Origin of the sequence: Leptospira sp. WS58.C1, assembly GCF_040833995.1 — a bacterium.
Lineage (GTDB): Bacteria > Spirochaetota > Leptospiria > Leptospirales > Leptospiraceae > Leptospira_B > Leptospira_B cinconiae.
The window spans coordinates 1,515,155-1,529,477 of record NZ_CP162137.1 but is presented as its reverse complement, the minus strand read 5'-3'; the positions used below and the strand labels follow the sequence as shown (position 1 = coordinate 1,529,477).

Genomic DNA, 14,323 nt, shown 5'->3' with positions numbered 1-14,323 from the left:
GATGAAAAAAGAAGAATATCACCTTTTCCTAATTAGGCATGGAGAAACGGAATGGAACAGAGAGAGAAGGTTGCAAGGACAAATCGATACGCCGCTTTCCGAACATGGGCAAGAACAAGCGATCAATTTAGCGGATCAGTTAAAAGATACAGGAATAGAACTGATCTTTAGCAGTGATTTAAAAAGGACGAAAGAAACTGCAAAACCGATCTCTCAAAAGTTAGGAATAGAGATTATATATCATCCGGGGCTCAGAGAGATCCACTTAGGAGAAGCACAAGGGGTCTTAGAATCGGAGATTTCGAGGCTATTCGGAGAAACGTCCTATTCCGCCTGGAAAAGTTCGGATAACGTTTACGATCAGTTTAGATTCCCGGGAGGAGAAAGCAAATCCGAAGCGGAGTCTCGGGTCGTTGAAACTATATTAAATTTATTGAAAATTTATGACAAAAAGAAAGTGGCAATTTGTAGTCACGGATTCGTACTTTCGAGATTTTTTGAACGTTATTCACTTAAAATATCCCACTATTCTAAACTTGGGAATTGTGAGATCCTGGAATTATTTCTCTTTTCCGAGAATATAGAAAAAACTTATACGAAAGATCTTCCCTCGAAGATCGAGAATAATACAAATCGAGACTAGATACCTATCGATGACCTACCTTTACGCAGACTATTATAAATAATTAGAATATTCTTTTTTTACCGCTGATAAAACTTTTTTGATTGAGTAAACCGTGTCTCTTCAAAAGATCGTCTTAACTTTCAGGATGAAGTTGGGTGTAATTCCCACGCTGACCCGCAACTGTGATCGGATATTAGATCGGAAAGATATTCTCTTTCTATTTTATTCCGCAAGCCAGATCTCCCTGCAGACTAAAACCTCGAGGTTAGGTATGTTAGCATTCTCGCCAAGCACGTCCGTGCATCCGCGAAGGGCCCCGGAAGTTAAAAATCGGGGCTCTCGGAACCAAGATAAATTCATCATTTAATATATTTGCCCAATTTACATATTCGTATTTTGACGTAAATTAGTCTAACATTCGTTAGTTTATCTTTGTTTCGAAAGTTTTCCAAAAAACGGACGAAACCATGAAACAAAATATCTTCCGGATTGCCGGCTTAGGCATATCCTTATCGTACTTTGTATGTGCGAGCTTATCCCCTATCCTTTCCCAGGATCGGGAAACAAAACCGACTAACGGAAAAGAAAAGACGGATACCGAAAAATCGGAGTTCAAAAAAAAGATCTCGGAATATAAGCCGGATACGATCGTAATCCGGGATAGAAGGTCCAATCTAATCGGGATCGCGTCTTCGGCAAGCGAAGGTGTGGTAGGTTCCGATCAGATCAAGACTAGACCTATTATGAGGCAGGGAGAAGTCGCGGAATTAATTCCGGGTGCGATCGTAACCCAACATAGCGGAGGGGGTAAAGCGAACCAGTTCTTTCTAAGAGGTTTCAACTTGGATCACGGTACGGATCTTTCTTCCAATGTGGACGGAATGCCGGTAAATAACGTTAGTCACGCTCACGGTCAAGGTTATACGGATCTGAATTTTCTTATACCTGAACTTGTGGAACAAATACAATATAAGAAGGGGGTTTATTATGCCGACCAAGGGGACTTCGCATCGGCAGGTGCATTCAATATTTCTTATTTTAAGAGTCTTGTAAAAGGGATTGCGAATGTGGAAGGTGGAACCCTCGGTTATGCAAGGACTTTGATCGCAAAATCCCATAAGTTAGGCCCGGGAGATCTTTTGTATGCGTTCGAAGCCTCCCATAATGACGGTCCTTGGGTAATTTCGGATAACTTCAGAAGAGTGAATGGTGTCACTAGTTATTCCGTTGGAAATAAACAAAAAGGATTTAGCATCGGTCTCATGGGTTATAAAGGTAGCTGGCATTCTACAGGGCAGGCTCCTAAAAGGGCGCTTAGACTAGGCGACTCATGGTTGGAGCCGGATTCGGGTTTAAGTAGATTCGAAAGTGTGGACCATAACGACGGCGGATGGTCAAACAGAGCCAGTATCAACTTTGAAGCTCATCGTTCCGAAAAGGGATACGAGGCAAAAACCCAATTTTACGGTATATATTACGATTTACGATTATTCTCCAACTTCACATATTACTTGGACGATCCCGAAAGAGGAGACCAACACGAACAAGCGGATCGAAGAACGATTGCAGGAAGTAAATCCAGTTATAAGGATATCAGCGAATTCTGGGGGATCCGAATGGAGAACACCATCGGACTTCAGATCAGAAGAGATTATATCCAAAATGGACTCTTCCATACCGAAAAAAGAGCCAGATTAGAAACGGTAAGAGAAGATGGGATCACACAACTCAGCTCCGGATTATATTATGAAAACAAGATACAATGGGCGAATAAATTCAGAACGGTATTCGGGATAAGAGGAGACTATTATACATTTAACGTCGATGATTGGGGAACGAAAGAAAGAGCCGATAGGAACGCAAGAATCTATAGCCCGAAAGGAAGTATCATTATAGGACCTTGGTGTAAAATTGAACTTTATATAAACGGTGGATACGGATTCCATAGTAACGACGCAAGAGGTGTGGTCCAAAAAACGGATCCGGCAAATCCTTTGGTCCAAACAAGGGGTGGAGAAGTTGGAATTCGGACCGAACCGGTCCACGGTTGGCAATCCACTTTCTCCGTTTGGCAATTGGATATGAATTCAGAACTCTTGTTCACCGGCGATAACGGCACCACGGAAGCAAGCAGACCAAGCACACGAAAAGGGATCGAATGGGCCAATTATTATTCTTATAATTCTTGGCTCATGATAGATGCGGATTTTGCGACTTCCAAATCAAGGTTCAGAGATGATGATCCTTCAGGGAATTATATCCCAGGTTCCATCCGCCATACATTGGCTTCCGGGATCACATTAAAAAATCCTGATGGATTTTTCGGGTCTTTAAGGGTGAGATATTTCGGGAATCGTTCCTTGATCGAAGATAATACGGTTCGCTCTCCCGCGTCCACGACTGTAAATTTCCAATTTGGGAGGAATATCGGCGAAGATCTTAGTATCGTTTTCGAAGTATTTAATTTATTGAACGCTCATGTGAGCGATATAGATTATTATTACGCTTCCAGATTAAAGAACGAACCGGTAGGTCCGAATGAAGGTGGATACAATGATATACATACCCACCCCGCTCTGCCTAGATCGATACGAATTTCAGTGCGGGCTTCTTTTTAAGGTCTATTTTTTGATGTAGTCTCGTATGACCAAAATACGGTCCACGTCCACTTCCTTATTTTTAGGAACGGATTTAGTAAATGTAAACACTTCGGTACTAAGTCCGTTCTTTGACAGTAAGAGCCCGTGAGAAGGAACCGACTCAATGGGGATTTTTTCCGAAAGATGGTTATCCAATTCGAAACTTTCCATATCCGGAAGATTTTTCATACTCAGCACATCTCCGAGCGGTTTTCCGATAGCATCCGATTCCAACCAACCGGTGAGCTTCTCCGCAGATAAATTCATAAACGAGATCTGTCCCTTAGAATCGAAAGCGATCACTCCTTCCTGCATATTACGAAGCTCTGCAGAAACAAGTCTCGCCTTTTCCATCAACTCCTTCTCCACTTGGTGTTTGTAGAGTATCAGTTCGATCACTATCTGCAATTCCCTGGTTTGAAACGGTTTTAGAATATACGCATTCGGTTCCGTTAATTTTGCTCTGGTCAATGTCTGAGAATCCGAAGAAGCAGTAATATAAACGATAGGAACGTCTAAAAACTTTCGGATCCTTTTAGCAGCGTCTATTCCGTCCAAATATCCGTTTGCAAGAACAATATCGATCAAGATCAAATCAGGCTGTAGTGCAATTGCCTGTTTGACCGCAGTTTCGCCGGTATTGGCGATACTTGGTTCCGGATATCCCATCCTTACCAATCTATGCCGAATATCCTGGGCGACAAGACCCTCGTCCTCTACGATCAAAATCCTAGCAGCTTTCATTTCGTCTCCGAAAATATCTAACTTTAATAAATTAGAATATTATTTTTTATAATAATGTTTCAAATACCGGCTTCTTCGGAAGAAGGTTTAATGAGGTCCTTTACACCGTGCAATATGGCCGACATATTTCTTCTTTCCCTTTTTCTCTTTTTATCTAGACTGTATTTATTCAGAGCTATCTCAATCGCTATCTGTAATTCCTTGGTCTGAAAAGGTTTAAGCAGATATCCGTACGGTCGAGTGGGTTTACTGCGCAAAAGTGTGGATTCATCCGCATAAGCGGTCAGATAGATCACAGGAAGATCCATCTTGTCCAAAATCTCCTGGACCGTCTCTATCCCATCGTAATTCCCTCTGGATAACATAATATCCATAAGAAGAAGGTCCGGTTTATCTAAATAAACTTTTCTTAATGCTTCGTTTCCGGTGGAAGCGATACTTACGAAATCATAACCGAGATCGGACAATTTACTGAGTATGTCCTTAGCGACTATACTCTCGTCTTCTACGATCAATATTTTTGCTTCGCTGGAGATCATTTTCGAACTCGGCTCCTTTCCCGAAAGACTAAGGTGAACTTAGTCCCTTTGCTCCGATCCAGGATCAGACTTCCGTCTATTTGATTGGTCAAAGTATTAACTAATTGTAAACCTAAAGAATCGGTTTGTCGATAGTCAATTTCTTCGGGAAAACCGACACCGTCGTCTTCCACGGTCAAAGAATACTCGTCGTATTTAGATATAATTGAGATTTTGATCGTTCCGTCGCTCCTATCCTTAAATCCGTATTTTAAGGAGTTGGTAACAAGCTCCGTTACGATCAATCCGCAATGGATCGCCGTATCCAAAGTTAAATGAATCGTTTCTGCGTGTATTTCAAATCGTATCTTCGAATTTACCCGATAGGTCCTCAGAAGGTTGGTAACCAAACTGTTCAGATATTCTTGGAAGTCGGTATGTGCCAGGTCCTCATTTTGGTACAATAACTCATGGATCAAAGCAATGGATTTTATCCTAGATTGGCAGTCTTGGAACATTTCCAAAGACTTACGATCCGTTATGTAGTTTCCTTGCAGACTCAGGATACTAGAAACGATCTGAAGATTATTTTTTACCCTATGGTGAATTTCTCTGAGTAAGACTTCCTTCTCCTTTAAAGAGGCCGTTAATGCTTCTTCGGCTCTCTTTCTTTCTGCGATCTCATTCATTAATTCGTTATTCACCCGATGTAATTCGAAAGTCCTTTCCTCTACACGGATTTCCAATTCGTCATGACTTTGTCTTAGAAGTTCCTCTTGTATCCGTAATATTTTGTTTTTCTTATGCAGATCTACGAAGACGGCAGCCTTGGATCGGAGAATCTCCGGCGCCATAGGTTTCACCAAAAAATCCACCGCTCCCAAAGAATAACCTTTGAACATTCCTGTTTCGTTATTTGCATAAGCCGTAAGGAAGATGATCGGAATCTTGGCGCATTTTTCTCTCTGTCGGATCAAAGCAGCCGCTTCGAAGCCGTCCATTCCGGGCATTCTTACGTCCATGAAGATCAATGCGACTTCCTCCGGTTCGTCCAAAAGTGCTTTCAAAGCTTCTTCTCCCGAGCCTGCTTTGATCAAATTTAATTCGGGACTTTTGAGAATATGCTCCATTACTTGCAGATTATCAGCATGATCGTCCACAAGTAAGATACTTACTTTCATTGTTTGTTCCATATTTACCTGCACAACAATACGCGAAGTAAAGAAAGCAAATGGTCCACACTTACCGGCTTAGTGATATATTCGGTCGCCCCTGCTTCTATACATTTTTCCCGATCTCCTTTCATCGCTTTTGCCGTAAGCGCCAAAATAGGAAGATTCACAAATTCCGCTTTGGAACGAATGACCTTCATGGCCTCGTATCCGTCCATATCCGGCATCATCACATCCATTAGAACGATCTCTATGTCCGGATTTTTTTCCAATATTTGAATTCCATCTATTGCGTTTTCAGCATAATGTATTTTCATTTTATGTAATTCTAACATACTGGTTAGAGCGAATATATTCCGTACATCGTCATCCACGATCAATACTTTATGCCCTTCCAGAGAATATGTATCTCCCGATTTAGAAACGGATTCAGGTTCATGAAAATGGATCTTGATCTCGTCCAGCGATGTTGCATAAGAATTTACGAATTTTAGGATATTCGAATCGTTAAAGGATAGAAGTTTCCGAAAACTTTCCGGTCCATTCTTCTCATCCGAATAGAATATAATCAACGTCCTTTCAGGGTCCAATAAGCTGATCTTCGAAATCAGATCCGGAACGGACATATCCTTAAATTCTCTCCCTATTAAAATACAGTCCGGGATTTCTTTTTTCAGAATATCCAAAAGCTCCTGCCCCGACTCTATATTCTTCATAATTAAGTCCTTGGTGGTCAGTTTTTCCTTTAGAAATTCCGAATGTTCCCTCTCTATTCCACAAACATAAAGTGTTTTATCTGTCTTATGCAGATATGTTTTGATCTTCTCGAATGCTTCATTCAACGACTCGATCCCAACCGGCTTTCTCAGATGAGAAATCGCGCCTATCTCCAAACTTCTTTTCCAATCATTTTCTCCCGAGAGGACATGGACCGGGATCTGTCTGAGTTTAGGATTTCGTTTTAGCCAATTCAGGATCAAATTTCCATCCATGTCCGAAAGTTGGACATCCAACAAGACGGCATTAAATGAAGATTCTTGTAACACCGAGATGCCGCTTTTTCCATCCAGCGCGACGGTCCCCTTGAACCCGTTACTCTTAGCAACCTCCAAGAGGGATTTCGCGAATGCCTCATCCTCTTCTATGATCAAAACTTTTTCATTCGATTCGTTCTGGGTTTCATCCTCTAAAACTCTCCTAGTTGATTTGATCTTACTTCTTACGTAAGGATCGGAGACGTAAGAATCATTCTCAGGATCTTCGGACCATTTAATGGAGCCTGGCTCGATAGGATTATCTTCCACTTGAATATAATCCAAAGGAAGATATAAGGTAAACTTACTTCCCACTTCCGGTTCACTTTCCAGTTTCAATTCTCCGCCTAGAATACGAGTAATCTCTTTACTTATGGAAAGCCCGAGTCCCGTTCCTCCGTATTTTCGGCTCGTACTACCGTCCGCCTGTCGGAATGCTTCGAAGATCAAGCCTTGTTTTTCCGGTGAGATACCTATACCCGTATCTATCACTGAAAATGAGATCACACCGCCGGCTTGGTTTAGGATTTTATGATCCGCGCTCCAACCGGAAAGAGGAGATTCTATCCTCAGTTTCACACCACCTTTATGAGTAAATTTGAATGCATTCGAGAGAAGGTTCTGTAGGACCTGCTGTAATCTTTGCAAATCGGTAGTGATCCTAGAAGGAAGATCCGGATCTATTTCCACTTGGAACTTCAGGTCCTTATTCCTTGCAGTTTCCCTAAAAGAACGATCCAAATATCCTCCCAGTTCCTCGATTGAAACGGAATCCAGATCCACACTCATCTTACCGGATTCAATTTTAGAAAGATCTAATATATCGTTGATCAACTGTAAAAGATCGTTTCCGGAGCTATGGATCGTTTTTGCATATTCCGTCTGTTTTTCAGACAGGTTTTTACTCTCATTGTCATATAATAAGCGAGATAAGATCAGCATATTATTCAAAGGAGTCCTAAGTTCGTGGGACATGTTCGCCAAGAACTCGGATTTGTATCTGGAAGTAAGCGCAAGTTGTCTTGCTTTTTCTTCCAAGGAATGTCTGGCTTGTTCTACTTCCCTGTTTTTTCTTTCTACCTCACTGTTCTTTTTAGCGAGTAATCTCGCTTTTTCTTCCAACTCTTCGTTCTTTTCCTGTAGCTCTTCCCTTTGGTCCTTGAGCATATCTTCGGATGCTTTGAGCGATTTTGCCTGTTCTTCCAATCGTTGGTTGGTGCTCGTCAACTCTTCCTGTCTTCCTTGCAACTCTTCCGTCAGAGTTTGGGATTGGATCAGAAGTTCTTCCGTTCTCATACCTGCGGCGATCGTGTTCAATACGATCCCGATACTTTCGGTCAACTGATCCAAAAAATTCAAATGGATCGGAGTGAAACTGGAGAAGGAGGCAAGTTCTATCACCGCTTTTACTTCACCTTCGAATAACACAGGTAAGACGACTATATTGATTGGAGGGGCTTCTCCTAAAGCCGAATTGATCTTGATATAACTGGAAGGTACTTGAGTAACAAGGATCCTTTCTTTTTCCAGAAAACATTGGCCGATCAGACCTTCTCCCGGATAAAAACGATTGGATACATTCTTCCTTTCTTGATAGGCATAACTGACAAGTAGTTTGAGAACCGGTCCTTCTTCCACATTCTCCGTTATGAAGAATGCTCCATGTTGTGCGGAGACAAGAGGTGCAAGTTCGGACAAAATGAGTTTACTAACGTTGACTAAGTTCCTTTGCCCTTGTAATAACCTGGTGAATTTTGCAAGGTTTGTTTTTAACCAGTCTTGTTCCGTGTTGATCCGAGTGGTTTCTCTTAGGTTACGGATCATTTCGTTGATGTTATCGGATAAGGCCGCTACCTCTCCGGCCGCTTGGATGGTAACCGTTCGAGAAAGATCTCCTTTGGTCACCCCTGTTGCCACTTCCGCAATCGCTCTCACCTGAGCGGTTAAGTTGGAAGCAAGCTGGTTCACGTTATCCGTAAGGTTTCTCCAAAGACCTGCGGCCCCCGGCACACTCGCTTGACCTCCTAATCTTCCTTCGATACCTACCTCTCTTGCAACCGTGGTCACCTGGTCCCCGAATAGTCCCAGTGTATCGATCATATCGTTGATCGTATCCGAGAGTTCTGCGATCTCCCCTTTTGCTTCCAAATATAATTTTTTCTTTAAGTCCCCGTTTGCAACGGAGGTCACCACCTTGGCGATACCCCTTACCTGAGTGGTCAGGTTATTCGCCATAAAATTCACACTATCCGTTAAATCTTTCCAGATACCGGCAACCCCTTGCACATTTGCCTGTCCGCCCAGTTTACCTTCCGTTCCCACCTCTCTTGCCACCCGGGTTACCTCGGAAGCGAAAGAATTCAACTGATCCACCATCGTATTGATCGTATTCTTAAGTTCTAAGATCTCTCCTTTAACATCCACTGTGATCTTCTTGGATAAGTCACCTCGAGCTACCGCTGTAGTAACTTCGGCAATATTTCGCACCTGACCGGTTAGGTTCGATGCCATCGAATTCACACTATCCGTTAAATCCTTCCAAGTCCCGGCAACTCCGCGAACATCCGCCTGGCCACCTAACTCTCCTTCCGTTCCTACCTCTTTTGCTACTCGGGTTACCTCGGAAGCGAATGAATTCAACTGATCCACCATCGTGTTGATCGTGTCTTTCAATTCGAGGATCTCTCCTTTAACGTCCACAGTGATCTTCTTGGATAAGTCACCTCGAGCTACCGCTGTAGTAACTTCGGCAATATTACGAACCTGACCGGTTAGGTTCGATGCCATCGAATTCACACTATCCGTTAAATCCTTCCAGGTTCCCGCAACTCCGCGAACATCGGCTTGTCCACCCAGTTTACCTTCCGTTCCTACTTCTTTAGCAACCCGGGTCACCTCGGAGGCGAATGAATTCAACTGGTCCACCATTGTGTTGATCGTATTCTTAAGTTCTAGGATCTCTCCCTTAACATCCACTGTGATCTTCTTGGATAAGTCACCGGTTGCAACGGCCTTTGTAACTTCGGCAATATCACGCACCTGACCGGTCAAGTTTCCGGCCATAAAATTCACGCTATCCGTTAAATCCTTCCAAGTTCCGGCAACTCCGCGAACATCGGCTTGTCCACCCAGTTTACCTTCTGCCCCCACCTCTCTGGCCACACGGGTCACCTCGGAGGCAAACGAGTTCAACTGATCCACCATCGTGTTGATCGTGTTCTTGAGTTCTAGGATCTCTCCCTTAACATCCACTGTGATCTTTTTGGATAAGTCACCGGTTGCCACCGCTGTAGTAACTTCGGCAATATTACGAACCTGACCGGTTAGGTTCGATGCCATCGAATTCACACTGTCCGTTAAATCCTTCCAGGTTCCCGCAACTCCCTGCACATCCGCCTGACCGCCCAGTTTACCTTCCGTTCCCACCTCTCTTGCCACACGGGTTACCTCGGAAGCAAACGAGTTCAACTGGTCTACCATCGTGTTGATGGTCACTTTCAATTCGAGGATCTCTCCTTTAACGTCCACAGTGATCTTCTTGGAAAGGTCCCCTCGAGCTACCGCTGTAGTAACTTCGGCAATATTTCGCACCTGACCTGTTAGGTTCGATGCCATTGAATTCACACTATCCGTTAAATCCTTCCAAGTCCCGGCAACTCCACGAACATTCGCCTGTCCGCCCAGTTTACCTTCCGTTCCTACCTCTCTTGCCACCCGGGTTACCTCGGAAGCGAATGAATTCAACTGGTCTACCATCGTGTTGATGGTATCCTTAAGTTCTAAGATCTCTCCCTTAACATCCACTGTGATCTTCTTGGATAAGTCACCGGTTGCCACCGCTGTAGTAACTTCGGCAATATTTCGAACCTGACCGGTTAGGTTCGATGCCATGGAGTTCACACTATCCGTTAAATCCTTCCAAGTCCCGGCAACTCCTTGCACATCCGCCTGTCCGCCCAGTTTACCTTCCGTTCCCACCTCTCTTGCCACACGGGTTACCTCGGAAGCGAATGAATTCAACTGATCTACCATCGTGTTGATGGTGTCCTTCAATTCGAGGATCTCTCCTTTAACGTCCACAGTGATCTTTTTGGATAAATCACCTCGAGCTACCGCTGTAGTAACTTCGGCAATATTACGAACCTGACCGGTTAGGTTCGATGCCATGGAGTTCACACTATCCGTTAAGTCCTTCCAGGTCCCGGCAACTCCCTGCACATCCGCCTGGCCACCTAACTCTCCTTCCGTTCCTACCTCTCTTGCCACCCGGGTTACCTCGGAAGCGAATGAATTCAACTGATCCACCATCGTGTTGATGGTGTCCTTCAATTCGAGGATCTCTCCCTTAACATCCACAGTGATCTTCTTGGATAAGTCACCTCGAGCTACCGCTGTAGTAACTTCGGCAATATTACGAACCTGACCGGTTAGGTTCGATGCCATCGAATTCACACTATCCGTTAAATCTTTCCAGGTCCCGGCAACTCCGCGAACATCGGCTTGTCCACCCAGTTTACCTTCCGTTCCTACTTCTTTGGCGACCCGGGTCACCTCGGAGGCGAATGAATTCAACTGATCCACCATTGTGTTGATCGTATTCTTAAGCTCTAGGATCTCTCCCTTAACATCCACTGTGATCTTCTTGGATAAGTCACCGGTTGCAACGGCCTTTGTAACTTCGGCAATATCACGCACCTGACCGGTTAAGTTAGATGCCATGGAGTTCACACTATCCGTTAAATCTTTCCAAGTTCCGGCAACTCCGCGAACATCGGCTTGCCCACCCAGTTTACCTTCCGTTCCTACTTCTTTGGCAACCCGGGTTACCTCGGAGGCGAATGAATTCAACTGATCCACCATGATGTTAACGATCTTGGCAGTCCTAAAAAATTCACCTTTGAGAGGTCTTCCGTCTATCTCCAGAGACATGTTCTGAGAAAGATCGCCGCCTGCCACTGCACCGATCACCCTCATCACTTCGGTATTCGGCTGTACAAGATTTCCAATCAAAGAATTGATAGAATTCATACAAGTACCCCAAGAACCGGCGGAAGAAATGCCGCTAACCCTTTGTGAAATTTTACCTTCTTGTCCTACTTCATTGCTGATCCTTTCGAACTCTTTGACCATTCTATCGTTCTGGTCCATGATATCGTTCAATAAGTCGGAAATTTTCCCTGCAACCCCTACTTGGTCTAAAGGCATTCGTTTTGAGAAGTCTCCTCTCTTAAATGCAGTCAGCACTTCCAATAATTGTTTTGGGCTTAAAGAGTCTTTGTCTTGTTTTGGATCTAATGTCGGGGCATTCTTCATGGCAGGACCTAAACCTATAATAAAAGGTTAATGCACGCAAGGGAGAATGATGACGTAAAAAGCCGGGAATAACAACAAAAATTATTTCAAAAAATAGATCGTAAGGCTTACGTTAAACGAATAATCCCCTGTCACATTTCTTGTGACAGGGGATTATAAATATTACAAAAAAGAGTTATTCTCAGACTTGGAAATTTATTCCAAAAGTTTATGATCGTAGGCGTAACGAACCAACTCTTGTGTGGATTTCAAACTCATCTTTTCAAAAATCCTGGCTCTATATGTGTTTACCGTATTTACACTTAAACCCAAATCTCCGGAAATAGATCGAACGTTCTTACCTTTTACCAAAAGCATAAGGATCTGAAACTCTCTTTCGGAAAGAGTTTCATGAGGAAGTCGGTCCGTCGGTTTAGAAAGTTCTCTCACCAGCATCTCAGTCGCCTCAGGACTGATATATCTGGCTCCTTCAATGACCTTACGCACTGCTGAGATAAGTTCATCTCCCGCACTGGCTTTAGTGATATAACCGGATGCGCCCGCTTTTAAAGCCCGAACCGCAAACCTATCTTCCGGATACATGCTTAAGATCAATACCCTAGTATCAGGAGAAAGTTTATGAACATATTTTAATATATCCAGACCGCTCATCATAGGCATATTTATATCCAAGATCAACACTTGCACGGGCCTGCCTGCAAGGTAATCCAAAACCTGCTGTCCATTTTCCGCCTCGTATACGATCTCTATATCTTCCTCTTCGGAAAGGATCTTTCTTAAACCTTCTCGGATCAATAAATGATCATCAGCGATCAATGTGGAAATCATCGGAACTCCTCCGTATTTCGATTTGAGATTGGAATTTTTACGATCACACTTGTGCCTTTCTCCGCTTCTCCCGAAACGGAAACTTCCCCACCTAAAACAACCGCTCTTTCTCTCATGCCGATCAATCCTAATGATTTGGACTGGTTCATCTTTTTAGGATCGATGCCGATCCCGTTATCTCGGATCTTTAGAATGAGAAAAGCGCCTTCTTCCAAGCAGGAAACTTGAATGAAACTCGCCTCGGAATGCCTGGCTGTGTTAGTCAATGCTTCCTGGAAAATACGGAATAACGCAATGGATGCTTCCTTTCCTAAGGATAGAATTCCCGCAGGGATCATAATTTCGCAGCGAATCCCCGTCCTTTTTTCAAAGTCCTTTGCATACCATTCTATCCCTTCCAATAATCCTAAATCCTCTAAAATTAAAGGTCTGAGTTCCGTGGCGATCCTTTGTACGGACTCTATACCCGAGTCCGCCACCTTGATCATGGATAGAAGTTCGGATACTAATTTGGAATCGGAACCGTTCGATTTTTGAAAATTATTTTTTAATAATGTAAGATCTATTTTAAGAACGGTCAATAATTGGCCTAACTCGTCATGTATCTCTCTTGCGACCAGGAGTCTTTCTTCTTCCCTTACTTCTTGCAGCCTAGCCGACAAAGCTCTTAATTGTTCTCCCGAAGTTTTTAGATAATTTTCCGAGTCCCTTCTCTCGAATACCCTCCCAATCTGAGAACTGATATGGGAAACAGCTTCAAAAAAAGAAGGATCGGCGGATTTATTGCCTGAATAAAATTCCAAAACTCCGACCAAGTTCTCTTTAACTAAAATAGGAATCCCGATCGCCGCTTCAATTCCCGCCCTAATTGATAGCTCTTTTAATTCTCCTTTTAGATAAGAAGGAAAATTTTCGAGCAGGATCGGTTTTCTAGATCTTCTGACTCTTTCGGAAAGAATGGATCCTTCTTTTCTGGATCTAGTCCTTATTAAATTTCTAAACTCTTTTAAGAAAGTCTCTTCTCGAGAGAAGGAGATGGAAGAATATTCCGGTCTTTCCGAATCTTCCGACGTTAAAAATACGAGACCTAATTTCCATTTTGCGATGAGGCAGATCCTGTCCACGGAAAACTGAAGTACCGATTCCACATCATTTGCTTCGTTCGCTGCAGTGGCCACTTGTTGTAAAAGATTCAGTACGGAGATCTTTTTTAAGAGTTCCTCTTTTGTATTTTGATCTTCCGAATCGGACCTATCATGAGGAGCTTCCTTGGAAAATCCTTCGGATTCGTAGGAGAGAGGTTCGGAGAAGGAGCCATAACTCGGCTCTTGGTCGATATTCGAAAAGCCTTGCACCCCGCGATTATCCGATTAAAATTTTTATCTTTCAATCCGTTTTTTCGCCTAACAACGAAGAAAAAGAAAATAGTAATGTATTAACTCGAATATTG

At 43.3% G+C, this 14,323-nt stretch carries 8 protein-coding genes and 1 riboswitch; of the genes, 2 read left to right on the top strand and 6 right to left on the bottom strand.

Annotated features, from left to right (window positions below; translation table 11 throughout):
* Position 1: 1 nt before the first annotated feature.
* Together AB3N61_RS06910 and AB3N61_RS06905 are read left to right on the top strand one after the other, a co-directional pair.
* Complete coding sequence (locus AB3N61_RS06910; protein WP_367898873.1) at positions 2-643, top strand: histidine phosphatase family protein; 642 nt, start codon at positions 2-4, stop codon at positions 641-643.
* A gap of 89 nt (positions 644-732) precedes the next feature.
* Positions 733-887: riboswitch (cobalamin riboswitch) on the top strand.
* Between the two features lie 205 nt (positions 888-1,092).
* Positions 1,093-3,243: a TonB-dependent receptor gene (locus AB3N61_RS06905; protein WP_367898872.1), complete on the top strand. Its 2,151-nt coding sequence runs from the start codon at positions 1,093-1,095 to the stop codon at positions 3,241-3,243.
* 3 nt (positions 3,244-3,246) lie between these two features.
* On the opposite strand, the gene AB3N61_RS06900 is transcribed toward AB3N61_RS06905, so the two are convergent.
* The 6 genes from AB3N61_RS06900 to AB3N61_RS06875 all read right to left on the bottom strand — a co-directional run bounded on the left by AB3N61_RS06900 (position 3,247) and on the right by AB3N61_RS06875 (position 14,228).
* Positions 3,247-4,008 (bottom strand): response regulator, encoded by a 762-nt coding sequence (locus AB3N61_RS06900; RefSeq protein WP_020768360.1) that lies wholly within the window; start codon positions 4,006-4,008, stop codon positions 3,247-3,249.
* 59 nt (positions 4,009-4,067) lie between these two features.
* Positions 4,068-4,547, bottom strand: a complete 480-nt coding sequence (locus AB3N61_RS06895) for a response regulator (protein WP_367898871.1) — start codon at positions 4,545-4,547, stop codon at positions 4,068-4,070.
* Complete coding sequence (locus AB3N61_RS06890) at positions 4,544-5,707, bottom strand: sensor histidine kinase (protein ID WP_367898870.1); 1,164 nt, start codon at positions 5,705-5,707, stop codon at positions 4,544-4,546. The genes AB3N61_RS06895 and AB3N61_RS06890 overlap by 4 nt, the downstream gene beginning before the upstream one ends.
* A 14-nt stretch (positions 5,708-5,721) precedes the next feature.
* Positions 5,722-12,045, bottom strand: a complete 6,324-nt coding sequence (locus tag AB3N61_RS06885; RefSeq protein ID WP_367898869.1) for a HAMP domain-containing protein — start codon at positions 12,043-12,045, stop codon at positions 5,722-5,724.
* 195 nt (positions 12,046-12,240) lie between these two features.
* Positions 12,241-12,873 (bottom strand): response regulator, encoded by a 633-nt coding sequence (locus AB3N61_RS06880; RefSeq protein ID WP_367898868.1) that lies wholly within the window; start codon positions 12,871-12,873, stop codon positions 12,241-12,243.
* Positions 12,870-14,228: a GAF domain-containing sensor histidine kinase gene (locus AB3N61_RS06875; RefSeq protein WP_367898867.1), complete on the bottom strand. Its 1,359-nt coding sequence runs from the start codon at positions 14,226-14,228 to the stop codon at positions 12,870-12,872. Before AB3N61_RS06875 ends, AB3N61_RS06880 begins: the two co-directional genes overlap by 4 nt.
* Between the last annotated feature and the right edge of the window lie 95 nt (positions 14,229-14,323).